Consider the following 26,485-nt stretch of genomic DNA (forward strand, 5'->3'; position numbering starts at 1 on the left):
TATGGCAACGGTTTTAATTACCGGTGGAACGGGAACAGTAGGTACTCGTTTAACTGAATTGTTGATGCACAAAGGATATTCGGTTATCATTGTGGGTAGAGGGGGCAATCAAAAAAGAGTGGTGGACACTACCGGTAATGACAATACTTATTTGCGTTATGCAAAATGGAATATAGTCAATCAAACCATTGATGAATGGGCCATTCGGGAAGCTGATTTCATTGTTCACCTGGCAGGAGCAGGAGTGGCCGATCAACGTTGGTCTGCTGCCAGGAAAAAAGAAATTGCAGACAGTCGCATTGAATCCGGCAATTTACTGGTGAAAGCTTTAAAGGAAATTCCCAACCAGGTCAAGGCTGTAATTAGTTCTTCTGCCATTGGCTGGTACGGCCCTGATCCCCGCAACAACCCTGGTTTTTCTGAAGATGCGCCTGCCCATTCAGATTTTCTGGGTACTACCTGCAAAGAGTGGGAAGTGAGCATTGCACCTGTTCAGGAAATAGATAAAAGACTGGTGATTTTACGAACAGGCATTGTACTCAGCAATGCAGGTGGGGCATTGCTTGAATTTAAAAAACCCCTGATGGCCAGAACCGCTGCTATATTAGGAAACGGAAAGCAGATGATTAGCTGGATTCATATTGACGACCTTTGTTATCAATTCATTTATGCCATTGAAAATTCAGCTTTACAGGGCGTTTACAATGCAGTAGCACCTAATCCGGTAAACAACAAAACACTTACGCTAACCCTTGCCAAAAAATATTGCGGATCCTTTTATCTGCCTATTTATGTTCCCGCTTTTGCACTTAAAATAGTGTTGGGAGAAATGAGCATTGAAGTGCTAAAAAGTGCAACCGTCAGCAGCAAGAAAATACTGCAGGCTGGATTCAAGTTTCAATATCCTACTATTGAAAAAGCACTCGACAATCTAATTAAGTCTGGAGCCAGATAAAACGGGTCTTAGTTCAAATCTCTTTTACTGTGTACTTTAAAACAGATCAGCCAGATAATAACGGTATACAGTATCGTTAGTATAACCTGTTCATTCACCAATGAAATCGAAAGCAGGTAAGCATCTTTTGAATCTTTACCAAAGTTGCCTGTGAATGCTGGTGCTACCAATATATTATCGGATACTTCAATGGGCAGAAAACGGGTAATAGGGATCTTTTTGTATTTCAGATAAGCCACCAGAATATTTTCTACTACCAGATAATAAAACACAAAAATGCCCAATGCAATGAAGGCTTTTTTTACCAGATAGCCCAACAGGAATGCAATGGATAATTGCGCAAATGTTTGTAAATAAAACATAGGGATATAATGCAGTTGCTCTGCAATTCTTCCCAGATTATCCGGATCGGTATAAACTCCGAAAGCCATTGCCACGAACATGAATACCGTCATTACTACAAATGATATAATGGCCACATCAATTAGCTTTCCCGCCATAAAATCTTTTCGGCTCCATCCGTCAATGATGTTTTGTTTATGCGTACGGTAGTTGTATTCATTTGTAATTAACATGATAACCAGAATGCCCGGTAGTATTACAAAGAAGGAAGAAAAATAGGCAACCGTATGAAAGGTTTCCGGAAAAGCAAATGGATTACCCAATAACATTTTTGCAATATTATTGGTCATTTCCTTTCCCTGTGTTACCTGCTGGTAAACATTGTAGAACATGTAATTAATGCTTGGGTAAGTAAGCATTACTATGGCCAGCATCCACCAAAATGCAGGATACTTTTTAATTTTCAGCCATTCTATTTTTAAAAGTGCGCCCATTGTATTTGTTATTAGTCGTTGGTAAGTTCAAAGAACTTGGTTTCTAAACTCTTTTTCTTATTCAGTAACAGGTTCAGTGTAATTCCTTTGTTAAAGCAGAATTGATTCACTGCTTCCATATTCGCAGTTCCGGCCGGAAAATGAACCTGCAAGCGGTTATTGTCTTCTTTGATGGATAAAACATTTTCCATGCCAGACAAACATTCTTTTAAACTACTTAAGTCGGCAGATCCAATTTCAACAATGTCTTCGTTGCTTAATACTTCGTCTACCGGACCACTGGTTAATAAGGTTCCTCTTTTTAAGATGGCCACATGCGTACAGATTTTTTCTACTTCATCCAGCAAGTGGCTGGCGATAATGATGGTAATACCTTCGTTTGCCAGTCGTTTAATTAATTCTCTTATTTCCAGTATACCTACGGGATCAAGACCGTTGGTGGGCTCATCCAGCAGCAATACTTCGGGGTTGCCAAGCAGGGCAGCAGCAATGGCCAGCCTTTGTTTCATGCCCAGGCTATAGGTACTGAATTTTGATTTTTTTCTTTCGGTAAGTTTAACAATCTCCAGCACCGCATCTATATCGGCATCGGTTCCCCTGCCACTGATGGCAGATGTGATTTTTAAATTGTCTACAGCCGACAGGTAATGATAAAAATTGGGTGTCTCCAGTAAGGAGCCAATCCTTTTTCTGGCATTGGCACTATGTGGTAAATTGAACCACTGATAGGTTCCTGAGTCTGCACCCAATACATCCAGCACAATACTCATCAGTGTGGTTTTTCCACTACCGTTTGGACCTAATATGCCAAATACACTCCCCTTGGGTATGGTTAAGGAAACATCCTTTAATGCTTTTACGGAACCGTAAGACTTGCTTACATCCGTTAATTGCAAAACTTTTTCCATCATTATTAATTTTTAAGCCAGTTCCGAAGCTGCTTGATTACTTTTTCTTCTTTGAATATACCAAACTTATCATTGTAATCCCATAGCATGGTTGGTATATCAAACTGCTCCATCAGGCCCGTGATATCTCTAAGATAGGTAGATTTTGACTTGGCATTGGCTAAATTGATAACCCCCGTTTCTGTACAGATAAGCGGCAAATTCAGCTTATCGGCATCTGCCTTTATTTTTTTGATTCTACTGTATAAATAGTTGTAATTAGATTCTCTGGGGAATCTTTCAAATTCCTTAATTACTTCCGAGTCGGGTGCCGCGTCTTTTAGTTCGGGCATTTTTCTTTTTCGGAAAGGATAGGGCAGGCCGGTCATATAGGTTTTCTCCTTGGTCCACTCTGCCCCCTGATGCGTGAATACATAGGGTTCGTAAAAATGAAAAGTGTACAGGATTTTTTCATCATCCACGGGAAGTTTGCCCATGGCCAGCAGCTCATTAATGCCGTTGTAGTTGGTTCCCCCAATAATGAAAATACGGTCATGGTCTTCTTTTCTAAGGGCTTTTACAATGGTATTGGCTGTTTGTTTCCAGGTCTCGGCACTGGTTACCGGCTCGTTGTACAGTTCAAAAAATAATTTTTCGCTCGAGAATTCCCTTAAGTATTGCATTACCTGCTTCCAGATCCCGACAATTCTGTCGGCCTCTGTTTCCCTGTTCTGGTCGGTTAGCTTGCCATAATGGTAAACAATTACCAGTTTTAGGTTCAATCTGCGGCAGTTCATATAGGTGTCATGCAATTTTTGGAGAATTGCTTCGTTTAATTGGGTGGATCCTTCCCTCATGAAGTAATCGAAAGCCACCGGCAAACGAACTGTTTCGAACCCGGCAGCGGCAATTGATTCCAGCATCGGGCGAATATCAGTTGTTAAAAGCTGTTGCTGACTAACCCAGTATTGTTCTAACAATGAAATGTTCACCCCCTGACCCATAGAGCGGGCGATCTTGCGGAGTGCTTCCTGATTTTGAGCGGAAACCGGGGCTGCTTCCAGTAGGAAAAAGCAACTGATGAGTACTAAAGTTCTTCGCAACACGTTTTACAGTTAAATGATTAATATTTTATCAGTAGCAGATAAGAAGTACCCATGATTGATTACCATCGGATTCCTTATGTAAATATAGACCGCGCCAAGCTAAATAATGAGCTGGTGAAGCGGGGTGCTTTCTATTCGAATGTGGCTGTGTGGACTTTGATGTTTTCACTTCCATTGTTTTGGCTGTTAGATGTTTTGTTCATGAAGGAAGACTGGATGTTTTTATTGGTCATCCGCATCATCTTCTTTTCCATCTCTTATTTCTTTTACATTTTCGGCACCAAAAAACGTTGGGGCCATGAACTGATATTAAACTTAGTGGTTGGGATAAATATTGCATTGGTCTCCATGATTTGTGGAATTGTTCCTGTTGCTACTGGTTTGCCTTACTATTTGCTGGCTTCTATTATGATGTTGCTTCTGAATACCATTTTATTCTGGAGGCCTTTGTTTGCGCAGTTACATGCGGCTATTTCCTTTACTATTATTCTGTTCATGTACTCGCTCAACAACGAAACAGCCAGCTATGCCAGCTTGATTTCGAATGGGGGAGGCGTATATTTTCTGGTAGCTATTTTCTCTATTGTTATTGCCTATAACCGCTACCAGATTGTAAAGCGTGAGACAGAGAAAAACCTGATTATTGAAGAATCCAACAGAAGATTGCTGGAACAGAACGAAAAAATAAACGACCAGCACCATATTATTGAAGAGAAGAACCGTCGCCTGAAAGAATTGAGTGATTATCGTCAGAATACCCTCAATATTATGATTCATGACCTGAAAAACTTTATCGGGTCTAACCAGATTTCCATTGATCTCATCAATCGCAAGAGCAGTAACCTGACTTCTGACCAGAAGGAAATTCTGAGTTATATCACCATGGGGAACGAAAAATTGCATTATCTGAGCCAGAAACTGGCAGAGTCAGCAGAAGCCGATTCTGGTAAAATTACTTACCGGATGGAACAATTCGATATTATTCCTGAGGTGGAAAAAGCAGCGATTACCCTGGTGGATGCGGCCAGTATTAAGCAGGTAAACCTTCAGGTTCACCTTTCTCCGTCCGAAGTAATGGTAAATATTGATAAAATATTTTTACGTCATATATTATTTAAGCTACTTTCTAACGTTATTAGGTTTATCCAAAAGGGTTCTTCTGTTAGTATTCATGCCAATGACCTGGATGGGTCTTGTATTATTGAGATCATCAATAAGACCAATAACCCCATCGGAATGGAAAAACTGGATGAATATTTTAGCCGATTAACCAATCCTAACCAGTCTGAATTGGCCATCAACCACTCAGGCATGGGATTTTCTATTGCCAAGCAGCTAACCGAAGACATGGGAGGTTCGCTAACTTATGAAAGCAATGTGACTGTTGGAAACTATTTTAAACTCAAATTCAAACTGGCTTAGTTTAAATACCCCGAAATCATGAAAACAAAATCATCCCTGCTCGTACTCTTCCTGCTGATAGCTGGTAGCATTATTGCCCAGGACTTCAAGACCCGCTCCCTGGAAGCAATGGGTTACCGGAATGAATCCATCATGGGTATTAATGGTGCAATCTCTTATTTCCTGAAACTACAGCCAAGAGACGATGTAGACCGTACCAACCTGGTGCTACAGGTAAAGCCTTCTCAGGTTTTAAGAGAAGACATGTCTACCATCACGGTTTCTTTAAAAGATGAGCCAGTATATACCACCCGTTTGGTGGCAGATGCCATTGACTCTGTAATGACGATTGTAATCCCCCTGAATAAAAGATATGTTCAGGAAGATGGTCGTTTTATTAAGTTGAGAATTGACGCTAAAATGGCAATGTCCGATGAATATTGCAAGGACGTTGACAATCCGGCCATCTGGGTAACCATCCGTAACTCTTCTTACTTAGAAGTGATTAAACAAGAACGTTCAACTTATTATCATAGTTTAAAAGAAACCATTTCTGAATACAATTCAGTAGCAACACCGGTAAATGCAGACCTGGACGATTTAACGAGCGGTTCTATTCTTTTTGCCTTATTGAAGCAGAAAGGCGGTTTGGAAGATATTGTTACCACCAATTACAGAAATACTGATTCTTCTGTTGGAAATACTATCGTAACAGGATTGTACAACAAACTTCCTGCTTATATTCAGGCGCAATTGCCTGAATTTAAAAACGGTCAGGGCTTAATTAAAAACCTGATATTTCCCAATGGAGATTATGTATTAGTCATTACCGGTAAGGATCCGGAAGGGTATAGAAAAGCCATTTACACCCTGACAAATTACAAAATCATCAATGGTAGTTTCTCTTATACCATGTTAGTAGATCAGGGTCAGCCAGCTTACTTTGACAAGAATCAGTTACCTGTTGTGTTCTCGCTGGAAGAGCTGGGTGGTACGCCTAAGCTGATGGAAGGTATTGGTGCTTTGAAAACCAACTACGCCTTTTCTTTGGCCGATTACAATGCCATTCCTAAAAAACTTACGTTCCACTTGGAAGCCATGCTTTCTATGTTGAAGGAAGGCGACCGTGGTTTCTTAAACGTATACCTGAACGATAATCTGGTATTCAGTACCGACTTACACGATAAAACCAGTTTCAATGGAGACATTGAACTTAAGCCCTACTTACTTACTAAGAATAACTCATTGGTAGTGGAAATGCGTTTTCATGGTGCAGGTGGTATTTGTAAGGAAGGGTTCTCTAACTTCTTCGGATTCATTGATACCAAAACTTCTAACCTGGTGTTCTCTGGCGAAAAAGTAAATGAGTTCTATAACTTCTTTAACTATCCTGGAGAGTTTAGAAAGAAAGCTTTGCGTTGTATTGTTACTCCAAGCCTGATGCCTTATTTGGCAGCTTCTCTGGGCGAACTGGTGTTTCAGTTGAATACAGCTACTTTGGCAGCGAACTATCTGTTTATTCCTGAACTGGTAACTTCTGATAAAGCCAATATGAACGATATGGCAAACATGAATGCCATTGCCTTATTGCACAGAAACGATCCGTTGATTAAGAACTTTGAAAAGAACCTACCAGTACAATTCAACAGAGACTTCCAGTTGTATAAAGATATTAGTGGGGAAACCTCTTACTCTATAAATGACTTCTCTAATTCCGGTATCGCACAGATTTTCAGACAGGGTAGTTCTACCTTCCTGCTTGTGAGTGCGCTAGGTGATTCCAGTATCAGCGATGCCTTCGAAGGAGTAATCAAGAGCTTTGGATCGCAGTACTCTGCTATTGAAAGTAACGTGTGTATTGCCAACAGTAAAGGAAAGAGTAATTTCTTCTTTAAACTGCCCGATAATGCTGGACTGGTTACCTATAGAGGCGATAAGAATAATTTGGCATTGCTTTGGAATAAATACAAATATTTCATGCTGGCTGGTTTAGGTATCCTATTGGTACTTGGTTTCTTCTTCATTAGAAAGCGTGTGAAAAAATCACAGGAGATTGTTTAATTGATTCCTTAAAAATCCGTAGCATCTATGCCTGTTTGTGCCTTGAATAATATGATTAGTGTGGGCTTGTTTTCCACGGCCAAACTGGATGAGATTGATGTAATTGCTGATGAGTTCGACTATGCGCAAATAAAAGCAGCACTGAATTTCGGGTACCTTACCCGTAAAGCCTATGTTGCTTTTCTGGAGCGTTCAGGTTTTCCGCTGGTGGATGTTCGTACCGAAGTATTAGATGAAAGCTTTGTGGAACAATGCGACCTGCTGCACCTGAACGCTTTTTTATATTTACCCATGCGGAACGATGGCAGAGGTAATTTACTGGTGGCTGCTGCCGACCCAATGGATGAAAGACTGCAAGGCTATCTGGAAATGAAGTTCAATACCAAAGTAAAATTGGTAGCTGCTTCGGATTTGGATATTACCTGGATGGTACATAAGCTTAGAGGAGAATACTATGTAAAGGAATCTGTATTCAGCCTGATGCGTAAGGATCCCGATAGTTCGGGACTAACTACTTTTACGGATGCACAATTGGTGTTTATTTTTGTTGCCATTGCTATTGCCTTTATTTTACTGACAATCAATTTTGTCAATAGTTTTATTTTCTTCAACCTGTTCTTCAGTTTCGTCTTTTTATTTTCCATTGTATTTAAATTATATATTGCCTTAAAGGGCTCTAAGTACGAACTGGTAGAAGTGGTAACTAAGGATGAAGTAAAAGCGGTTGACAATAGTACGCTTCCCGTATACACCATATTGCTGCCGGTTTATAAGGAGGATAAACTAATTCGTAAATTAATCTGGAACCTGAGAAGTCTGGATTATCCAAGAGGGAAACTAGACGTTAAACTATTAATTGAGGAAGATGATGATAAAACCCTGAACGCAGTTCGTAACCTCGATTTCCCGGCCAACTTTGAAACCATTGTGGTTCCATTCCACATGCCTAAAACCAAGCCCAAAGCTTGTAACTACGGTTTGTTCTTTTGTAAGGGAACTTATTTAACCATCTATGATGCAGAAGACGTTCCAGATTCTGACCAGTTGAAAAAGGTAGTGAGTTTGTTCAGAAAACTTCCTAAAGATTATGTGGTGTTGCAGGGAGCACTTAATTATTTTAATAAGAATGAGAACCTGTTAACCCGCATGTTTACTTTAGAATATTCTTATTGGTTCGATTATATGTTACCTGGTCTTCAGTCACTGGATGTGCCCATTCCTTTAGGAGGCACTTCCAATCACTTTAAACTGGACAAGCTAAAAGAACTGGGTGGTTGGGATCCGTTCAATGTTACGGAAGACGCCGATTTGGGAGTGCGGGTATTTGAAAAGAGATACAAGGTAGGGGTAGTAAACAGTACTACACTGGAAGAAGCCAACAACGAACCCTTTAACTGGATTCGTCAGCGTTCCCGCTGGATCAAGGGATATATGCAAACCCTGCTGGTGCATATGCGCAATCCTCCAAAACTGGTTGGTAAAATTGGATGGAGGGGATTTTTCGGATTCAACTTCTTCGTTGGATTTACTCCGATTACCTTTTTATTGTATCCGGTGTTGTTGGGCTTTTATATTGTTTATCTGGTTTTTGATTTGCAAACCGTTCGTGTGCTGTTCCCGGACTGGGTATTGTATATATCCATTTTTAACTTTGTGGCGGGTAATACGCTCATGATTTATGTTAATATGCTGGCGGTTTTTAAACGCAGATTTTATGAGTTGATTTTGTTTGCGCTGGTGAATCCTTTCTACTGGTTAATGCATTCCATTGCAGCCTATAAGGGATTGTGGCAGCTGATTTATAAACCCTTTTATTGGGAAAAGACCAATCACGGGTTAACCAAAGTTTCACATTCTTCCGCTGCAGCATCAGTGGTAGGCAATGCCAAAGAAAATTAATGAAGTTCAGTAGTCAACAAATACGTATCATTTCATTGCTGCTGGTCATTTATTATGTGATCCTGGCCTGGCTGTTCAATAGAATTGGGTTTGAACACTCAGAACGATTGTTCTATGCAGAAAAATTAAAGTTGCTTTTTGAATACAGCGAGAATACCCTGTTAACACTTGGTACTACTTTTCCTACTACCTCATTTTTAATCAATATTATTTTTACGCCCTTCGGATATTTATTTGCACCGGTTGCTTCTTCCATTGTACTAATGTCTTTTCTATTTTTCTTTATGGCAAAAGACATTAATAGTTCTGAATTGCCTGCCCGTACTTTAATGTTGGCCTTGCTGGCTTTGTTCTTGATACATCCCCAGTTTATTTTTGCTGCCACTAGTGGAAGGAATATCGCAGCCATCATGCTTTTTGCTTACATGTTGTTCCGGAGTTTGTTCTTTTACTATAAAAACCAAACAACCTACTACCTGTCACTGGCCAGCTTGTATTTAGGCGCATTGATATTTTCTGAAGTAAAATTTCTCTGGTTGATTTTGGGTTTCCTTCCCTTTGTTGTTTTGGTAAGTATTGAGGGGATTAAAACCGCCAAGGGAGAACCTGTGGTGTTTCAATATTTTCAGGCGCTGAACAATCGCTCACTTCGTCGTAAACTGGTAAACCGAACAGTTTCTTTGTATTTTATTTTGTATCTGTTGCCGCTGGCTGCTATTTTCCTTTTCCGCGTTCTGAATCAGTCACATGCGGGTGATCCAACCTATTTTTTAAGTTCTCAGTATTCTAACTGGAGGGTTACCGGTGTATCAACCATTACCAATATTTTGGAAAGGGGATCTGGTGCCAACCTGAATAAGCAGACTCAAATTATTTTTCCTTTGTTCACTATTTTTCTGGCTCCCATTTTTATTTCAGCCTTGTTGTTGTTTAAGGGCAAATTATATGAATTATTAACGCTTTTTACGCCATTGATTTTTCTGTCAATCATTCTGATTGATATTCAGTATTATTTAACGGTGGAGTATTATATACTGTTGCCTGTTATGGCTTTTGTGGCTTTCAATTTTGCCAGTCAGGTCAAACTCAATCGATTCATGTCTTCTATCATTATTACGGCAGGGACATTTCTTACTTTACTAGGGGGCTATTATTATTTTAGTGAAACTTCCGATTTTGAAGAACAAAGATTTGTAAGAATGGTAAAGGAAACCAACAAATGGTTTTCGCCCAAAAAAGATTCAGAAGAGAAACAGATAGCCGATTATATTGCTTCCGTTAAATCGCCGTCAAGACCTGTTTTAATTGACGATGCTGCAGCTTATGGAGTGGTTGCCTATCTGCCTACCTTAGACGGACTGGTGATGCCTTTGCAAAAGAATTTCATTACGGTAATTGAAAATCCTGTCTTGTCAGTGGAATACATTCTAATTGCGAAACGACACAATCTCAAACACAATTACACGGCAATGAATGCTTACAATATGTTTGTAATGAAAGAACGGTTGAAACTGAGGTCCAACCGTGTCTTTGAAACAGAAAACTGGATTGTTTATTCTATTCGCTAAGCCGTTTTTATTACTGCTATACTTTGATTAATTCCTAATAGGTCTGCCACTTTTCAATACACTCTGAATTCTTTCGAGTGATTTCTTTTCGCCACACAAACTTAAGAAAGCTTCTCTTTCTAAATCTAGCAGGTATTGTTCGCTTACCAGTGTTTGCGCACTTAAGTCCCCGCCACACATAACATACGCTAATTTGCGCGCCACTAAAGCATCGTGATCGGTTGCATATCCACCTCTCCACATACCATTGATACCGGCCAACATGGCTCCCAGACCGGATTTTCCCAATACTTTAATATCGGTTCTTTGTACCGGAATATTGTATCCTGCTTCGTGTAATTCCAAAACAGATTTTTTGGCTTCTGCAATTCTTCTGCCTATATTCATCACCACTTCGTCCTGACCTTGTCTTAGGATGCCCATTTCAAAAGCTTCCTGTGCAGAGGTAGCCACTTTGGCTGTTGCAATGGAGAAGAATCTTTTCTTTAATGTATTGGTCTCTGGTTCGTCTTCGTGTAATTCGTCGCTGGCTCTTAATGCAAACTCTTTGGTTCCGCCGCCGCCAGGAATTAAACCAACCCCTAATTCAACTAAACCTATATAAGTTTCTGCTGCTGCACAAACCTTGTCTGCGTGTAAATTCATTTCGCAACCACCACCTAAAGTAAGTCCATGCGGAGCCGTAACAACCGGTACGCTGGAATAACGCAAACGCATCATGGAGTTCTGGAACATGCGGATGGCCATATCCAGTTCATCGTATTCCTGCTCAATGGCCAGCATAAAGATCATGCCTACATTGGCACCTGCACTAAAGTTGGGGCCTTCATTGGCAATAACCAATCCTTTAAAACTTTCTTCTGCTTTGCTGATGGCTTTGTTAACTCCTTCCAGTACTTCGCCACCCATGCTGTTCATCTTGGTGCTCCATTCTAATCCTGCTACACCATCTCCAATATCGTACATTCGGCAGGCACTGTTCTTCCAAATAAGTTTATCACTGTGGTTCTTAAGAATCAGGAAGGACTCTCCACCTGGAATGGCTTTATAGGTTTTGCTGGCTACATCATAACATAGGCGTTTCCCGTTTTCTACTTTGTAGAAATGGGTGGCACCTGTTGCCAACATTTCTGTAACCCAGGGTGCTACGCTATAACCCTTGGCCTGCATGGCTTCTACGGTCTTGCTCACCCCAACAGTATCCCAGGATTCAAAAGCTCCGATCTCCCATCCAAAGCCCGCCATCATGGCATCGTCTACGCGATACAATTCATCACTGATTTCTGGAATTCTGTAAGAGATATAAGAGAACAGAGAAAAATGAAATGCTCTGTAAAACTCGCCTGCTTTATCCGGAGCAGCACTTAACATTTTTATTCTTTGCTTTAAATCTTCAACAGGCTTGGCTGCCTCCAGGCTTGCGAATTTGGGTTTTGTTCTTGCCCCATATTCCATGGTTTGCAAGTTGAGTGTTAAAATTTCCTTGCCCGCTGCTGACTTGGTTTTCTTGAAAAATCCCTGACCGGTTTTATCGCCCAGCCAATTATTGGACGTTATTTTTTCTAACCAGGAAGGAATGGTAAATATAGATTTGGCTTCGTCTGCAGGACAATTGTCTGCAACGCCTTTGGCCACTTTTACCAATGTATCTATCCCTACTACATCCGCGGTTCTGAATGTAGCAGACTTGGGTCTTCCGATAATAGGTCCGGTCAATGCATCAATTTCATCTATGGTTAAACCCTGTTTCTCCATAATATGGAAAATGCTCATGATGCTGAACACCCCAATTCTATTGGCAATAAAGGCTGGTGTATCCTTACACAAAACCGTGGTTTTGCCCAGATGTACATCACCGTAGTGCATTAAGAAATCTACTACTTCAGGATCAGTAAAAGGAGTAGGAATAATTTCCAGTAATCTTAAATAGCGCGGAGGATTAAAGAAATGCGTTCCGCAGAAATGCTTTTTAAAATCATCTGATCTGCCTTCCGCCATCATATGAATGGGAATGCCTGAAGTATTGGAAGTGATAAGAGTTCCTGGCTTTCTGAATTTTTCTACTTTTTCATAAATCAATTGCTTAATGTCAAGTCTTTCTACCACCACTTCAATAATCCAGTCGCAACTAGCAATATCTTTCAGGTTATCATCAAAGTTGCCCGTCTTGATTCGGTTTACCACAGACTTGGTAAACACAGGAGAGGGATTACTCTTTACAGCCGCTGCCAATGCATCATTTACCAGCTTGTTTCTTTCTGCTGGTTTAGTGCTTTCTGCTGCCACTGCAGGAACCATGTCCAGCAATAATACAGGCAGTCCTATTCCTGCGAAATGACAGGCAATTCTGGATCCCATTACACCACTTCCGAGTACGGCAACTTTTTTGATAGAACGTTTCATTGTTGAAATATTTATGGCGAAATTAGTTAGTTATGCAACTATTTTCGAAGATAAGGTAAATTTTAACCGAAGGGACTTTAATAGGAAAAAAAATATCGTTAAAGCCTGTGACCCTTATGAGCAAAAAAAATATCAAATCTTTCGGTCTGAAAAATTTGATATTAATACGCTGGTTTCTTTTAGAATTTACTCTTCTGATACGGCGGCACCTTTGTAAGCAAAATACAAGCAAACAAGGTAAACCGCTAATAGTACGTATACTAGCATAATCGGGGGGATTTTGATTACTAATTTATATAGAATTTCTATTCAAAATGAAAATTTATTGTTAACATCTGTGGAAAATGGTAAAAATGTTAAACAAACGATTTATAGACCGCTGTTTGGGGAATTTTACCACTCAAAACTTTGCAATCGGCTTTCATTGGGTTACACGTATTTTTGAAGAATGGAGATTAATGCAAAAACCATTGCCCATTTGGCCAACCTGAGCAGGTTGCATATTGCCGATTCGCAGATGGAGCAATACCAGCAAGACCTTCAGAAGATGGTGGCTTTCATTGAACAACTAAACAAGCTGAATACCGAAGGGGTTGCTCCGCTTAGAATGATGTCTGCTGCTGCTGAACAAAGAGAAGATAGGGTTCAGGGAAGTCTTTCTTTGGAAGAAGCCATGAACAACGCTCCTGCTTCGCATCCTCCTTATTTTACAGTACCCAAGGTTATTAATAAATAATTGCAGCTTATGTCTACCGAATCTATCATACATCTGGAAGGAATTGAAAAAAGTTATTTCATGGGCAATCAGGCCATTCCTGTTTTAAAAGGAATTAACCTGGATATTTTTAAGAATGAATACGTTGCACTCATGGGACCTTCCGGTAGTGGTAAAAGTACCCTGATGAATATTCTGGGATGTTTGGATTCTCCAACAGGAGGCAAGTATATCCTGAACGGGAAAGATGTAAGTAAAATGGCAGATGATGATTTGGCTGAAGTTAGAAATACAGAAATTGGTTTCGTGTTTCAGCAGTTCAACTTATTGCCACGTTTAACAGCAGCCGAAAACGTAGCACTGCCGTTGATTTACGCAGGGGTGTCCAAAAAGGAAAGACATGAAAGAGCCATGGCGGCTTTGGAAAAAGTGGGCCTGGCTGAAAGATCTCATCACAAATCGAATGAGCTTAGCGGGGGACAAATTCAACGTGTGGCCATTGCACGCGCTTTGGTGAATAATCCCTCCATATTGTTAGCGGATGAACCTACTGGTAACCTTGACTCCAAAACATCTGTAGAAGTCATGCATATTTTTGGAAAACTGCAGGAAGCAGGAAATACAGTGGTATTGGTAACCCATGAAGAAGATATTGCTGCGTATGCCCGAAGAGTAGTAAGGCTTAGAGATGGATTGGTGGAGAGCGATACCACAAAATCGTAACATTGACAATTCTGCAAAATTGTATATTGCCGAACATTTGGGCATTTCCTTTGTAATCAATGCTCAGTGTACATATTATGGCTATTAAGATTTATACAAAAACCGGCGATCAGGGCAAGACTTCATTGATAGGGGGAACCAAAGTACCCAAAAGTCATATTAGAATTGATACATACGGAACCGTGGATGAATTGAATTCCTGGATTGGAGTGGTGAGCGACCTTACCCCTGATGAACATATTAAAGTAGTGCTGAAAGAAATACAGGACCGTTTATTTACTGTTGGTTCTTCTCTGGCTTGTGATCCGGAGAAAGAACCCTTAATGAAAATTCCTGACCTGAAAGAATCGGATATTGTTTTTCTGGAAAATGAAATTGACCAGATGAATGAAACCCTTCCGGCGATGAAATTCTTTGTATTGCCTGGCGGACATCCTGCCATATCCCAAACCCATGTGGCTCGTTGTGTTTGCAGAAGAGCAGAACGTTGCTGCGTAAACATGCAGGAGCAGGACATTTTTGTGGAACCCCTTGTAATAAAATACCTGAATAGATTAAGCGATTATTTATTCGTTTTGTCCAGATATATAGGACATCAGATGGGCGTAGCAGAAATTCCCTGGAAGCCGAGAGTTTAAACGTTTCTGCCCTTGATTTTTTAGGGGCCGCCTTTGGCTAAATTTATTGTGGCAAGATTACCCCATCCTTCATATGAAGTGTTCTATGGCTTAAGCCTGCCAGTTCTTCGTTGTGCGTTACAATTAAAAAGCTGGTACCCATTTCCCTGTTGATACGGGTAAACAACTGGTGCAATTCCCTTGCATTGGTACTGTCCAGATTGCCCGTTGGCTCATCTGCAAATACAATCAGGGGCTCATTAATCAGAGCCCTGGCTACGGCCACGCGCTGCTGTTCGCCCCCGGAGAGCTCATTGGGTTTGTGGTGGGTTCTATCCTTCAGTCCTAATAAATCGAGTAATTGAACTGCTCTTTCTTTTACAACTGCATTGTTTTTATTGGCAATCCAGCCCGGTATACTTACGTTTTCCAGGGCATCAAATTCAGGTAACAAATGGTGAAACTGGAAAATGAATCCCATGTTTTCATTTCTGAATTTAGCCAGGTCCCGGGTGTTCATACTGAGTAAATCCTGGTTATTCACCCGTATGCTTCCACTGTCCGGACGATCCAGGGTGCCCAGAATATGCAGCAATGTGCTCTTACCTGCCCCTGAAGAGCCAACAATGCTAACCATTTCCCCTTGGTTAATGGTAATATCCACCCCTTTTAAAACAGGAAGGGTTCCAAATTTTCTGGTAATAGCCGTGGCTTTCAGCATGTAATGGGCGTTTATATACTGCAAATTAACCTTTTCTGCAGAGATGGGTAAAACTCACATTTGGTGGTATCGTTTATACGGTTACTTTTGCAAAAATAATCGAGACTATGTTTTGGACACTAGAATTAGCAAGTTATTTAGAAGAAGCTCCCTGGCCTGCTACCAAGGATGAGTTAATCGATTATTCTATCCGCAGTGGTGCGCCATTGGAAGTGGTAGAAAATCTACAGGAATTGGAAGACGAAGGAGAAGTGTATGAGAGCATTGAAGATATCTGGCCTGATTACCCAAGTCAGGAAGACTTCATGTTTAATGAAGACGAATATTAATTAATACACTACACAAATAAAAAGATGGCTAACTGATTCTTCAGATAGCCATCTTTTGCTTGTATTCAACCGTGTTCACGGCTGTAATTTTATTTGTTTATTGCTTGGGTTTTGCAGGGAATGTCATTTTAAAATAGAACAACATCAATGCCAGTGCCAGTACAATCATATTGGCTGCCAGCACTGGACCACTTTTTACATTCACGGCATAAATTAACCATACTACACAACTGGTTATTACAATCAGTATCATCCAGATACTCAAGTCGCCTACGCTTTTACTTTTCCATGCCAGCCATACCTGTGGCATGAAAGTGATGGCACTTAAAAAAGCTCCGAAATAACCTAACAGATCTACCAAATTCATACACTTTAATTTTATTCCTGATTAGCAATACCTAATTTCTCCATTACTTCCATGCTAACTCCAGTGGTAGAGTATCCACCATCGTGGAACAGATTCTGCATGGTTACCATTTTGGTTAAATCGGAGAACAATGTGATACAGTAGTTGGCACAATCTTCTGCACTTGCATTGCCCAGCGGAGCAACGGCTTCAGCAAAATCATAAAAATCGCCAAACCCTTTAATACCTGTACCTGCAGTGGTTTTGGTGGGAGATTGTGAAACAGTATTGATACGTACTTTTTTCTCTAATCCATAATGATAACCAAAGCTTCTGGCAATGGATTCCAGCATAGCTTTAATATCGGCCATATCGGTATAGAACGGGAAGGTTCTTTGTGCTGCCATATACGTTAATGCAACTACAGATCCCCATTCATTAATGGCATCCAGTTTTTTGGCAACAGCCAGCATTTTGTGAAATGACATTGCAGATACATCAATGCCTTTCATGAAATAATCGTAGTTAGATTCGGTATAAGGAATCTTCTTGCGAATATTTACACTCATTCCAATGGAGTGCAATACAAAATCTATTTTGCCACCCAGGATTTCCTGAGACTGTGTAAATAAATTGGTTAGTTCTTCTGTACTGGTTGCATCGGCAGGAATAATCTGTGAACCGGTTTTTTCTGCCAGTTTATTGATTTCGCCCATGCGCATGGCAATAGGAGCATTGGTAAGTACAAATGTGGCACCTTCTTCATGTGCTTTCTCTGCTACTTTCCAGGCAATTGAGTTTTCATCCAGCGCTCCGGTAATGATACCACGCTTACCTTTTAATAAATTGTAGGCCATACAAGTTTAATTTAAGTGCCGAATATACGAATCATTTCTTTGGCATTCTCCAGGGCAGCGGCAGTAGGCTTTTCGCCGCTTAGCATCTGTGCAATGGCATGGATACGTTCATCGGTACTGAGTAATTTAATATTGGTCTTGATTTGGTTGTCTTTGTTTTCCTTGTACACAAAATAATGTGCGTTGGCTTTACCCGCAATCTGCGGTTGATGGGTAATGCAGATGATTTGTCTGTTCCCGGCCAGTTCCTGCATAATGATGCCTACCTGTTTAGCCGCTTCCCCGGAAATACCGGTGTCTATCTCGTCGAATATAAGGGTTGGTAAATCTATTTTCTGCGCTACCAGTGATTTTATGCAAAGCATGAGTCTGCTTAATTCACCGCCACTGGCCACTTTTCGGATGGGTTCGAATCGGTTGCTTTTATTGGCATCAAACAAGAGTTCTACATTCTCTACTCCGTAAGCTGATAACGGAATCGTTTGCAGGTTCACTTTAATTTGTGCATTCGGCATACCTACCTGTTTCAATAAGGCATTCACTGACTTTTCAAAACCTTCTGTTACCGCTTTTCTGGAAGCCGTTATTTGTTTGGAAGTCTGTTTTAACTGATGCATTAAATCATTGGCAGCTACCTGCTTAGCCAATATGGCTTCATCAATAGCAACCGCTTCAAATAGTTTAGTCGACAAATCGGTCTGAATCTGCAGCAACTCCGCTGTGGTAGTTACGCCATGTTTTTTCAACAGTTTATATCCCTCACTAAGCCGCTGATTTACCCAATCAATTTTTGCTGCATCAAAATGAACATGGTCGTTGATTCTTTCCAGTTCATCAGCAATATCCTGCAGCTCAATCTGACTGGCTTTTAATCTGGCCGACAGGGCAGGAACTTCAGCTATCAGTGCTTCCAGCGATTGCAGGCTATTGTTCAATTGTTTAATGCGGGCAACAATGGGTTCCTCCGAATTGGCAATTTCGTAGGAGACTTTTTCCAATACTGTTTTAATTTCTTCGGCATTGGTCAGCAACTTTAACTCTTCTTCCAGTTGCTCCAGTTCATTTTCTTTAAGAGATAATGATTCCAGTTCATTGCACAGGTATTGATTGTAATCGGCTTCTTTTTGTAGTGCCGCTTTCTGTTCCTGCAGAGCATTGTAATCGGCCAAAACCTGCGTCCATTCCCTGAAGTATTGCTGATGTGTTTGAAGGATGGCTTCGTTGCCTGCAAGCGCATCAATGACCATTCTTTGAAAATCGCTGTCTCCTAATTCCAGCGTATCAAACTGCTGGTGTAAGTCTACGAGCAATCCAGCCAACACTTTTAATTGTTGAAGCGTAGCAGGCGTATCATTAATGAAAGCCCGGGACTTGCCATTGCTGGCAATTTCTCTGCGTATGGTAATGATAGCTGTATTGCCGTCTTCAAAATCATTGGCCTGTAAAAATGCATGAACCGCTTTTTTCTGACCTGCCAGAAACTGTCCCTCAATAATGCATTTGCGCTCTTTGTTCACCAACACACTGGTATCGGCTCTTTCACCAAGGATTAAACTCAATGCGCCCATCAGAATACTTTTACCCGCACCTGTTTCACCGGTGATGATGTTCAGCTGTTCGTTAAACTGAATGCTCAGTTCGTCGATGATGGCATAATTGTGTATCGTTAATTCCTGCAGCAATTTTCTACATTTTTTCTGGGGCAAGTTAATGAAGCTTACCCAAATTACAGTGTTCCTAGTTGCCTTTGCAACGTTCAATTCCTGATTTGGCTTTCTGATCCAGTGAGTCCTTGAATTCATGTCCCTCCATATTCATGCACTGCTGGTAGAATTTAATGGCATTGGCTTTGTCGCCTCTTTCTTCATAAATTAAACCAATTTGCAAAGCAGCTCTTGCTGCATAATGTTCTCTTCTGTTTTCTCCCAGCTTAATGGCAACCAGGTAATTCCGGATGGCATCGTCTTTGCGACCCAGGTCATCATAAATTCGGGCTGCCCGATAAGCAAAATCCAGTTTGTCTTCTGTACTGCTGAAATCGTTGGAGGTTTTGCCCTGTAACAATTTGTATGCTTCTGTATGATAGCCCCCATCGCTAAGCAATCGGGCTTTTAATAATAGGGGATTGGGCCAGTTGTTTTCCTTGGCATCCCGGTTGGCTTTTTTATCAGCATCAGACAGCGTTGATCCTTTTGCCAGCGTCTGCTTCCTGAATGCTTCCGCCTGTTGCTGATTGCCCAGTAAATAATAGGCCCAGCTAACTTTCTGATAACTGTCTTTTAGATAAAACTTCCCTTTGAATGCTTGGGTAAATGCTTCAAAATGTTGGATGGCCTCTTTTAGTTCCAGGTGATAGAGATGGGCATAACCCAGTTGAAAATCCCAGACAGGTGTGCTCAGGTATTCGGGTGATTTGTTCCGATGCTGTATAATTGATTTGCACTGTGCGGATTCTTTGTTGTTCAGTGAAAGATTCGCCGCCATGAAAGCATGCAAATGATTATTGACCAGGTCTAACTTTTTATTTTCTACAAATTCCAGCGCTTCCTTTCTTTCATTGGCAATATGAAATAACAAATAGGGATAAATAAAACTTGCTTCACTGGAAAACTGCCTGGCCCAATATTCATTGCTATTGGTAAAGTCTTTCATCTTTTTCATCCCTTCAGAAATTGAACCGCGCATGCCCAGTAAATTGGTTAGCCATTTATATCCTTTGGGAATAGTACCCATCACCGACTCTAAAGCGCCATATAACATTTCATTGGGGCTGAACTTGGGGAATTTTTTTCTGTTTTCCTTTATGAGGATATAGGCTTTGCGTATATCCCAGCCCGCATCCCAAAAGTTGCCAAATTTAATTTGTACAGCACCCCGCTGAATGCGAAGCATCGACTGACTGTACAAATAAAATGGGCTTGCTTTATCTCCTTTTTGCAATAGCTCCAGCCGGTTTTGCATAATCCCCATTTGCCTGGTATAATAACCAGGATCTTCGTTAAAGAACAAAGTATAAAAATCAATATAGTTGTCCAGTAAAACGGGAACAAGATTGTCGGGTTGCTGAAGGCGAATTTTTTGGAGCTGCCCTTCTGCGGTTTCAAATTTGAGTTTATTGATTTCCTGATAAGCCTGCAGACAGGCTGCATTAAAATCAAATTTTTGCTGAGCCGCAGCCGTAATCAGCGATGCAAAAAAGAATAGCAGAAGAAATAGGGGTTGCCTCACCCCCTAAAAATAAGAAAGGGCAGCCAATTGACTGCCCTTGAATATGTTAAATGCAATATTTTATTTTGCTTCTACGCTGTCATTTAAATCAGCGTCTACCAGAATACGTCCGCAGTTTTCGCAAACGATGATTTTCTTGTGCAAACGAATTTCGCTCTGACGTTGAGGAGGAATAGAGTTGAAACAACCACCACAAGCATCACGCTCAACCGCTACTACGGCCAATCCGTTTCTATAGCTGTTTCTGATTCTGTCGTAGCTGTAAATTAAACGCTCGTCAATATGGGCTCTTGCATCGGCACTGAATGCATTCAATTCAGTTTCTTCCTTTACCGTATCTGCAATAATTTTTTCTAATTCACCTTTCTTGTGATTCAAAACGCCTTCTTTAACAGAAACCAGTTTCTTAGCGTTTTCTAATTGCTTTACTTTCTCCGCTAATTCTTCGTTGGCATCGCGGATATGTTTTTCGCAAAGCTTTACTTCTAATTGCTGCATTTCAACTTCTTTGTTGATTGCTTCAAATTCACGGTTGTTCTTTACGTTCTCGCTTTGCTTTTCGTATTTGGCAACCAGGGCTTCGCTTTCCTTGATAGCATTTTTCTTGCCTTCAATAAATTCGCTGATACCGTTGATTTCTTCTTCAATACGAGTTTGACGGGCAGTTAAGCCTTGTATTTCATCTTCAAGGTCGCTTACTTCCATAGGAAGCTCGCCTTTTAATACCTGAATTTCATCTAGTTTGCTGTCAATCTTTTGTAAACGTAATAGGTTTACTAGTTTTTCTTCAACGGAGAAATCTTTTACAGATGCCATATCGTGTTGGTAGTTATAAAGTTTATCCTAAAAAATAACGTACAGGATTTGTCTGGACGCTGGTTTTAAGGACGGCAAAGTTAGGGAATTTAGCGGTTATTAGCGAAAAAAGCAGGTCAATCGTATATTGTTCGCTTTCCCAGTGTCCAATATCGGCTAGAACCAGCTTTTTGTCAGCGTCAAAAAACTCATGGTACTTGATGTCCGCGCTAATATAACAGTCGGCTCCGGCAGCAATGGCGTCCCGTATCAGGAAGCTGCCTGCTCCACCGCAAAGGGCGATTTTTTGGACCTTTTTGCCCAAAAATGGGGTGTGTTTGATGATTTTTAGGCCAAAAACCTGTGAAATATGGCTAAAAAAGGCTTTTTCTTCCATGGGGGATTCAAGCTGTCCAATGATGCCAGACCCCACTCTTTGGTTGGCATTTCTAAGTGGAATCAGGTCGTATGCCACTTCTTCATAGGGGTGGGCGGCTTTCATGGCTGCGACCACCTGAGACTCCAGGTAGCTGGGTAAAATAACTTCAAGTCGGGTTTCTGCCACCGATTCGCGGATACCCGGAGTGCCAATGGTAGGATTCGAAAGTTCTGATCCGCGGAAAGTCCCCATCCCCTCAGACCCAAAACTGGTTTCCGAGTACTCCCCAATATGGCCAGCTCCGGCAGCAAACAAAGCTTCCTGCACCTGCGCCAGTTGCGGAGTGGGTACAAATGTGATGAGTTTGGTAAGGATGGAAGTTTTTGGCTGCAGGATTCGGCAATGGGTGAGTTCTATTTTTTCAGCCATCACTGAATTCACACCACCCCAAACATTGTCTAAATTGGTGTGGATGGCGTAGATGGCGATGTCATTTTTGATGGCATAAATTATGGCTTCTTCTACATAATTTTTTCCCGTGATTTTGGTTAAACCCTTGAACACGATAGGATGATGGGCCACTACCAGATTCATATTTTTCTCTTTGGCTTCCATCAGCACTTCAACTGTTGCGTCAAGCGTGCAGAGTGCACCTGTGCATTCCCATTGCGCATTTCCCGTGATGAGTCCGGCATTATCGTAAGACTCCTGATAAGCGAGCGGGGCAAAGCTTTCGAGTTCCTTTATAATCTGCAGAATTTTCATTTGACGAATTTAGTTAGTTTCACACTATGGCAGATGCGCATTTTCTTTTTAGTGATGGTAAGGTTTTGAAACAGGATAAGCTCCTGATTTCGCCAAACAATCGTTCATTCCGCTATGGAGATGGTTTTTTTGAAACCATGAAATGGTGCAGGGGCAAGGTTTTGCTAGAGTCCTTGCACCGGGAACGTTTAATGACAACCCTGGAAAAGCTAAGGTTTAAACCCCCTTCTTTTTTTTCTGCGGACTATATTTTTGAAGCGATTCAGGAGCTGGTAAAAAAAAATCAGCACCACGCTTTGGCCAGAATCCGGGTAACGATTTACAGAGGGGATGGAGGTGTTTACGATCCGCAAAATCATTTTCCGCATTTGTTAATTCAGAGTTGGGACTTGAATGAATCGAATAATAAGCTAAATGAAAACGGCTTGACCATTGGAATTTTTAAAGAAGCCGTTAAACAGGCCGATCATTTTTCTTTGTTAAAAACGAATAATTATTTAGGATATGCCATGGCTGCTTTATGGGCAAAAGAGCAGCATTTGAATGATGCATTATTATTGAATCCGCAGGGTAATATTGCCGACGCAACCATTGCCAATATTTTTTTGGTACAAAAAGGGTTGATTACAACCCCTGCTTTATCGGAGGGTCCGGTAGGAGGCATAATGCGTAAATATATTTTGAGTCAGCTGCGCGAAAAAGGATATGAAGTAAAAGAGGGGATCGTTACACTTGAAGACCTGGCCAATGCTTCTGAAGTTTTTTTAACCAATGCCATTTATGGCATCCGCTGGGTAAAACAATGCGGTAACAATGCCTACGATTACCAGTTGGTGCCGGTATTGTACAGAGAGATTGTGAAGCCGCTGTTTAATTTTTGATGAATATTTTTATTTGGAGAGTGTTCCCATTTATCTGTATAGCTTTTACAGCATTCCTCTTTGTTTTTGAACTTTTTTAAGTGCTTTCTGTTGAATGACAAACTGTTTTGATGAAGCCTTCCGTAAACATCGTCTGGTTTAGAAGAGACCTGAGACTTTCCGACAATGCCGCTTTATTCCATGCCCTTAAAGCCGGTACGCCTGTATTGCCCGTTTTTATTTTTGATACACAGATCTTGGATCAGCTGGAAGATAAGAAAGACAAGCGTGTGGCATTTATTCATGGGGCTATTTCCGAAATGCAGGCGCAACTGTTTAGCATGGGGTCTAGCATGCAGGTGTTTTACGGTAAGCCAATGGATGTATTTGCCATATTGGCTGATCAATATATCATTGGTACCGTTTTTACCAATCACGATTATGAGCCTTATGCATTAGAGAGGGATGCTTCGGTAGAATCTTTTTTAGCAGAAAAGTCCATTGGTTTTAAAACTTTTAAAGACCAGGTAATATTTGAGAAAGACGAAGTGGTAAAAGACGATGGAAAACCTTACACCGTTTTTACGCCTTATTCGCGCAAATGGAAAGCAAAACTGAATGCTTTTTATTTAAAGTCTTATCCTACCGAAAAATATTTTAAGCATTTTTATCGGCAGTCACCCTTACCAATTCCCAGATTGTCTTCTATGGGTTTTGAATCGGTGGAAGCCGTATTTCCTTCTAAGGAATTGAATCAGGAGATTGTAAAAAAATATAGTCAGAACAGAGACTTCCCTGCATTGGATAATGGTACTTCTAAAATGGGGGTTCATTTGCGTTTTGGAACGGTGAGTATTCGTAAGATTGCCACCCTTGCTGCCGGATTAAACGAAACCTATTTGAATGAATTGATCTGGAGAGATTTTTATCAGATGATACTCTGGCATTTTCCGAAAGTGGGGAAGGGGCATGCTTTCAAAGCTGAGTACGACAAAATTAAATGGCGCAATAACGAAGATGAATTTCAGAAATGGTGCGAGGGTAAAACAGGCTATCCCATTGTGGATGCGGGCATGAGAGAATTGAACGCAACAGGGTTTATGCATAACCGCGTTCGTATGATTGTTGCTTCCTTTTTAACCAAGCACTTACTCATTGATTGGCGTTGGGGAGAAGCCTATTTTGCTTCCAAGCTCTTAGATTTTGATTTGTCTGCCAATAACGGCGGATGGCAATGGGCAGCCAGCAGTGGTTGTGATGCCGCGCCATATTTCAGGGTCTTCAATCCTTATTTACAAACTGAAAAGTTTGACAAGGATTTCAAATACATTAAAAAGTGGGTGCCGGAGTTTCAGGAGTTCACTTATCCTAAGCCGATTGTGGTGCATGAAGTGGCGCGCAAACGCGTCCTTGAAACTTATGCTGCTGCGTTGAAGCCTGCTTAATGAAGTTTGGGCTGATATATATAATCTCCTCTGCAATCCTGCTTCGCAGTCTTAAATGAGAAGATTATATATATCAGCCCAAAATCAAATAAATCTTTCTTCAATGCAACTGTCAGTTCTGATTCTATTATTGCTGTAACTTTAAAAAAACATCAGGCTTGAAAATCTATATCAAAAATATGGTTTGTGGTCGCTGCAAGCTGATTGTTCGCACTGAATTGGAAAAGCTTGGACTTTCTGTTAAAGTAATTGAATTAGGCGAAATTGAACTTGCTGAGTCAATAAATGAAGAGCAGAAGAAGGAGGTTGCTGATCATTTAAAAAGTTTCGGATTTGAATTAATTAATGACAAAAAGAGTAAGACGATTGAGCAGATAAAGAACCTCATTAGGGAACTCGTACATGATAAAAACAATGAATTAGGAATGAATTTGTCTGACTACCTACGACAAAAAATAAATTCAGATTACAATACATTGAGTAACCTTTTTTCTGAAGTAGAAGGTGTCACTATTGAAAAGTATTTTATTCTGCAGAAAATTGAGAGGGTAAAGGAATTGCTCATGTATGATGAAATGAGTCTAAGTGAAATAGCCTATGCACTCAATTATAGCAGCGTAGGGTATTTGAGCAATCAATTCAAAAAAATTACTGGGTTAACTCCTTCTCATTTTAAAAATTTGAAGAGCAATATGAGAAAGCATATTGATGAACTATAGTTTCTTACTATAAAACTTACAAATCTTATCTATAATTCTACAACGCAGACAGGCATTGTTCAGCTGAAATTTGTATCCTAAAATTTACTACTATGATACATGAATATCAGGTGACGGGTATGACCTGTTCCAGCTGTGTGGCAAAAGTGCAGTCAGCAATATTGAAAGTTCCTCATATCTCTTCTGTTGTTATTTCTAAAGAAGAAAAAAAGGCAACAATAACCATGTCGGAGCATGTTGCACTGGAATCGCTGCAAACTGCATTAGACGCTCGCTATTCAATTACAGAATTAAAGCCTGCCATATTTGCTAATCCCGTTTCAACCTATCCCATTGATTCATTAACAGAGGAAAAGAAAAGTTGGTGGGAAACCTATAAGCCGGTTTTAATGGTGTTTTTTTATATAACTGCTATTACTTTATTAGTACAGTTTTCAAATGGTTCTTTTAGCTGGATGCAAGGGATGCAACATTTTATGGCGGGATTTTTTCTGGTGTTCTCCTTTTTTAAATTATTGAATCTGGAAGGTTTTGCTGATAGTTATCGCATGTATGATTTGATTGCCAAAAAGTTCAAACAATGGCCTTACTGGTACGCGTTTATTGAATTAGGGCTGGGGCTTGCTTTTTTAGTTAATTTTAATCCGTTAATGACCAATCTGATCACATTGATTGTAATGTCTGTTAGTGTAGTGGGTGTTTTACAATCTGTATTGAATAAGCGCAAAATAAAATGTGCTTGTTTAGGTGCAGTGTTCAATTTGCCCATGAGTACCATTACTATTATTGAAGACTTGTTAATGATAGGAATGAGTGCTATTATGATCTTTATTCATTTTGTTAACTAATAACATGCTGAGTTCAACCGAT

Annotated in this window: 24 protein-coding genes; 13 read left to right on the plus strand and 11 right to left on the minus strand. The window is 40.5% G+C overall.

Annotated features, from left to right (window positions below; all coding sequences use genetic code 11):
* Position 1 precedes the first annotated feature (1 nt).
* The gene (locus tag F777_RS0106230; protein WP_026751285.1) at positions 2–955 is read left to right on the plus strand and encodes a TIGR01777 family oxidoreductase; all 954 of its coding nucleotides are present in this window, start codon (positions 2–4) and stop codon (positions 953–955) included.
* Between the two features lie 8 nt (positions 956–963).
* On the opposite strand, the gene F777_RS0106235 is transcribed toward F777_RS0106230, so the two are convergent.
* The 3 genes from F777_RS0106235 to F777_RS0106245 are packed head-to-tail and all read right to left on the minus strand — an operon-like array spanning position 964 to position 3,784.
* Complete coding sequence (locus F777_RS0106235; protein WP_026751286.1) at positions 964–1,791, minus strand: ABC transporter permease; 828 nt, start codon at positions 1,789–1,791, stop codon at positions 964–966.
* A gap of 11 nt (positions 1,792–1,802) precedes the next feature.
* Complete coding sequence (locus F777_RS0106240) at positions 1,803–2,699, minus strand: ABC transporter ATP-binding protein (protein ID WP_026751287.1); 897 nt, start codon at positions 2,697–2,699, stop codon at positions 1,803–1,805.
* A gap of 5 nt (positions 2,700–2,704) precedes the next feature.
* Positions 2,705–3,784, minus strand: coding sequence for a glycoside hydrolase family 5 protein (locus F777_RS0106245; protein WP_026763998.1), 1,080 nt, complete (start codon positions 3,782–3,784; stop codon positions 2,705–2,707).
* A gap of 51 nt (positions 3,785–3,835) precedes the next feature.
* Between F777_RS0106245 and F777_RS0106250 the strand changes: the two genes are divergently transcribed.
* Genes F777_RS0106250 through F777_RS0106265 form a run of 4 tightly spaced genes read left to right on the plus strand, consistent with a single transcriptional unit; the run spans position 3,836 to position 10,713 of the window.
* Positions 3,836–5,206 (plus strand): sensor histidine kinase, encoded by a 1,371-nt coding sequence (locus F777_RS0106250; protein ID WP_026751289.1) that lies wholly within the window; start codon positions 3,836–3,838, stop codon positions 5,204–5,206.
* Between the two features lie 18 nt (positions 5,207–5,224).
* Entirely contained in the window at positions 5,225–7,246 is a 2,022-nt protein-coding gene (locus F777_RS0106255) for a cellulose biosynthesis cyclic di-GMP-binding regulatory protein BcsB (RefSeq protein ID WP_026751290.1), read from the plus strand.
* A 27-nt stretch (positions 7,247–7,273) separates the two neighbouring features.
* The gene (locus tag F777_RS15950) at positions 7,274–9,145 is read left to right on the plus strand and encodes a glycosyltransferase family 2 protein (RefSeq protein ID WP_051408471.1); all 1,872 of its coding nucleotides are present in this window, start codon (positions 7,274–7,276) and stop codon (positions 9,143–9,145) included.
* Complete coding sequence (locus tag F777_RS0106265) at positions 9,145–10,713, plus strand: hypothetical protein (RefSeq protein ID WP_152530875.1); 1,569 nt, start codon at positions 9,145–9,147, stop codon at positions 10,711–10,713. Before F777_RS15950 ends, F777_RS0106265 begins: the two co-directional genes overlap by 1 nt.
* Before the next feature lie 27 nt (positions 10,714–10,740).
* Here the strand turns inward: F777_RS0106265 and F777_RS0106270 are convergent, their stop codons facing one another.
* Complete coding sequence (locus F777_RS0106270) at positions 10,741–13,116, minus strand: 3-hydroxyacyl-CoA dehydrogenase/enoyl-CoA hydratase family protein (protein ID WP_026751292.1); 2,376 nt, start codon at positions 13,114–13,116, stop codon at positions 10,741–10,743.
* A 448-nt stretch (positions 13,117–13,564) separates the two neighbouring features.
* Here F777_RS0106270 and gatC point away from each other — a divergent pair, with 448 nt between their 5' ends.
* From gatC to F777_RS0106290, 3 genes are all read left to right on the plus strand, one after another.
* Positions 13,565–13,852, plus strand: coding sequence for an Asp-tRNA(Asn)/Glu-tRNA(Gln) amidotransferase subunit GatC (gene gatC / locus F777_RS0106280; RefSeq protein WP_026751294.1), 288 nt, complete (start codon positions 13,565–13,567; stop codon positions 13,850–13,852).
* Positions 13,853–13,861: 9 nt separating this feature from the next.
* Positions 13,862–14,554, plus strand: a complete 693-nt coding sequence (locus F777_RS0106285; RefSeq protein ID WP_026751295.1) for an ABC transporter ATP-binding protein — start codon at positions 13,862–13,864, stop codon at positions 14,552–14,554.
* Between the two features lie 77 nt (positions 14,555–14,631).
* On the plus strand, positions 14,632–15,192 hold the full coding sequence (locus tag F777_RS0106290; protein ID WP_173399629.1) for a cob(I)yrinic acid a,c-diamide adenosyltransferase: 561 nt from the start codon (positions 14,632–14,634) through the stop codon (positions 15,190–15,192).
* Between the two features lie 43 nt (positions 15,193–15,235).
* On the opposite strand, the gene F777_RS0106295 is transcribed toward F777_RS0106290, so the two are convergent.
* Positions 15,236–15,892, minus strand: coding sequence for an ABC transporter ATP-binding protein (locus F777_RS0106295; RefSeq protein WP_026751297.1), 657 nt, complete (start codon positions 15,890–15,892; stop codon positions 15,236–15,238).
* Between the two features lie 107 nt (positions 15,893–15,999).
* On the opposite strand from F777_RS0106295, the gene F777_RS0106300 reads away from it, so the two are divergent.
* Positions 16,000–16,221 (plus strand): DUF2795 domain-containing protein, encoded by a 222-nt coding sequence (locus F777_RS0106300; RefSeq protein ID WP_026751298.1) that lies wholly within the window; start codon positions 16,000–16,002, stop codon positions 16,219–16,221.
* Positions 16,222–16,318: 97 nt separating this feature from the next.
* On the opposite strand, the gene F777_RS0106305 is transcribed toward F777_RS0106300, so the two are convergent.
* The 6 genes from F777_RS0106305 to F777_RS0106330 are packed head-to-tail and all read right to left on the minus strand — an operon-like array spanning position 16,319 to position 22,591.
* Positions 16,319–16,588, minus strand: coding sequence for a SemiSWEET family sugar transporter (locus tag F777_RS0106305; RefSeq protein ID WP_026751299.1), 270 nt, complete (start codon positions 16,586–16,588; stop codon positions 16,319–16,321).
* A gap of 11 nt (positions 16,589–16,599) precedes the next feature.
* Positions 16,600–17,424, minus strand: a complete 825-nt coding sequence (locus tag F777_RS0106310; protein ID WP_026751300.1) for an enoyl-ACP reductase FabI — start codon at positions 17,422–17,424, stop codon at positions 16,600–16,602.
* A gap of 11 nt (positions 17,425–17,435) precedes the next feature.
* Complete coding sequence (gene recN / locus F777_RS0106315; RefSeq protein WP_235785893.1) at positions 17,436–19,130, minus strand: DNA repair protein RecN; 1,695 nt, start codon at positions 19,128–19,130, stop codon at positions 17,436–17,438.
* Between the two features lie 31 nt (positions 19,131–19,161).
* A complete protein-coding gene (locus F777_RS0106320; RefSeq protein WP_026751302.1) occupies positions 19,162–20,652 on the minus strand; it encodes a tetratricopeptide repeat protein in 1,491 nt (496 codons plus the stop codon).
* A 60-nt stretch (positions 20,653–20,712) separates the two neighbouring features.
* The gene (locus F777_RS0106325) at positions 20,713–21,468 is read right to left on the minus strand and encodes a zinc ribbon domain-containing protein (RefSeq protein WP_026751303.1); all 756 of its coding nucleotides are present in this window, start codon (positions 21,466–21,468) and stop codon (positions 20,713–20,715) included.
* A gap of 22 nt (positions 21,469–21,490) precedes the next feature.
* Positions 21,491–22,591, minus strand: a complete 1,101-nt coding sequence (locus tag F777_RS0106330; protein WP_026751304.1) for a Nif3-like dinuclear metal center hexameric protein — start codon at positions 22,589–22,591, stop codon at positions 21,491–21,493.
* A gap of 26 nt (positions 22,592–22,617) precedes the next feature.
* Between F777_RS0106330 and F777_RS0106335 the strand changes: the two genes are divergently transcribed.
* From F777_RS0106335 to F777_RS0106350, 4 genes are all read left to right on the plus strand, one after another.
* Positions 22,618–23,472 carry an aminotransferase class IV gene (locus tag F777_RS0106335; RefSeq protein ID WP_026751305.1) on the plus strand — a complete coding sequence of 285 codons (855 nt, stop codon included), beginning with the start codon at positions 22,618–22,620 and terminating at the stop codon, positions 23,470–23,472.
* 110 nt (positions 23,473–23,582) lie between these two features.
* Positions 23,583–24,896 carry a cryptochrome/photolyase family protein gene (locus tag F777_RS0106340; protein ID WP_037369178.1) on the plus strand — a complete coding sequence of 438 codons (1,314 nt, stop codon included), beginning with the start codon at positions 23,583–23,585 and terminating at the stop codon, positions 24,894–24,896.
* A gap of 158 nt (positions 24,897–25,054) precedes the next feature.
* Positions 25,055–25,615: a helix-turn-helix domain-containing protein gene (locus F777_RS0106345; protein ID WP_026751307.1), complete on the plus strand. Its 561-nt coding sequence runs from the start codon at positions 25,055–25,057 to the stop codon at positions 25,613–25,615.
* Positions 25,616–25,707: 92 nt separating this feature from the next.
* Positions 25,708–26,463 (plus strand): heavy-metal-associated domain-containing protein, encoded by a 756-nt coding sequence (locus F777_RS0106350; protein ID WP_026751308.1) that lies wholly within the window; start codon positions 25,708–25,710, stop codon positions 26,461–26,463.
* Positions 26,464–26,485 lie beyond the last annotated feature (22 nt).

Source organism: Sediminibacterium sp. C3 (assembly GCF_000508085.1).
Lineage (GTDB): Bacteria > Bacteroidota > Bacteroidia > Chitinophagales > Chitinophagaceae > Sediminibacterium.

Bases quoted from the DNA above. Each gene is read 5' to 3' on its own strand.
- F777_RS0106285 (WP_026751295.1), top strand. From the start codon at position 13,862: ATGTCTACCGAATCTATCATACATCTGGAAGGAATTGAAAAAAGTTAT.
- F777_RS0106235 (WP_026751286.1), bottom strand. From the start codon at position 1,791: ATGGGCGCACTTTTAAAAATAGAATGGCTGAAAATTAAAAAGTATCCT.
- F777_RS0106330 (WP_026751304.1), bottom strand. From the start codon at position 22,591: ATGAAAATTCTGCAGATTATAAAGGAACTCGAAAGCTTTGCCCCGCTC.
- F777_RS0106290 (WP_173399629.1), top strand. From the start codon at position 14,632: ATGGCTATTAAGATTTATACAAAAACCGGCGATCAGGGCAAGACTTCA.
- F777_RS0106240 (WP_026751287.1), bottom strand. From the start codon at position 2,699: ATGGAAAAAGTTTTGCAATTAACGGATGTAAGCAAGTCTTACGGTTCC.
- F777_RS0106300 (WP_026751298.1), top strand. From the start codon at position 16,000: ATGTTTTGGACACTAGAATTAGCAAGTTATTTAGAAGAAGCTCCCTGG.
- F777_RS0106325 (WP_026751303.1), bottom strand. From the start codon at position 21,468: ATGGCATCTGTAAAAGATTTCTCCGTTGAAGAAAAACTAGTAAACCTA.
- F777_RS0106350 (WP_026751308.1), top strand. From the start codon at position 25,708: ATGATACATGAATATCAGGTGACGGGTATGACCTGTTCCAGCTGTGTG.
- F777_RS0106265 (WP_152530875.1), top strand. From the start codon at position 9,145: ATGAAGTTCAGTAGTCAACAAATACGTATCATTTCATTGCTGCTGGTC.
- F777_RS0106310 (WP_026751300.1), bottom strand. From the start codon at position 17,424: ATGGCCTACAATTTATTAAAAGGTAAGCGTGGTATCATTACCGGAGCG.
- F777_RS0106255 (WP_026751290.1), top strand. From the start codon at position 5,225: ATGAAAACAAAATCATCCCTGCTCGTACTCTTCCTGCTGATAGCTGGT.
- F777_RS0106230 (WP_026751285.1), top strand. From the start codon at position 2: ATGGCAACGGTTTTAATTACCGGTGGAACGGGAACAGTAGGTACTCGT.
- F777_RS0106340 (WP_037369178.1), top strand. From the start codon at position 23,583: ATGAAGCCTTCCGTAAACATCGTCTGGTTTAGAAGAGACCTGAGACTT.
- F777_RS0106305 (WP_026751299.1), bottom strand. From the start codon at position 16,588: ATGAATTTGGTAGATCTGTTAGGTTATTTCGGAGCTTTTTTAAGTGCC.
- gatC (WP_026751294.1), top strand. From the start codon at position 13,565: ATGGAGATTAATGCAAAAACCATTGCCCATTTGGCCAACCTGAGCAGG.
- F777_RS0106270 (WP_026751292.1), bottom strand. From the start codon at position 13,116: ATGAAACGTTCTATCAAAAAAGTTGCCGTACTCGGAAGTGGTGTAATG.
- F777_RS15950 (WP_051408471.1), top strand. From the start codon at position 7,274: ATGCCTGTTTGTGCCTTGAATAATATGATTAGTGTGGGCTTGTTTTCC.
- F777_RS0106250 (WP_026751289.1), top strand. From the start codon at position 3,836: ATGATTGATTACCATCGGATTCCTTATGTAAATATAGACCGCGCCAAG.
- F777_RS0106295 (WP_026751297.1), bottom strand. From the start codon at position 15,892: ATGCTGAAAGCCACGGCTATTACCAGAAAATTTGGAACCCTTCCTGTT.
- F777_RS0106335 (WP_026751305.1), top strand. From the start codon at position 22,618: ATGGCAGATGCGCATTTTCTTTTTAGTGATGGTAAGGTTTTGAAACAG.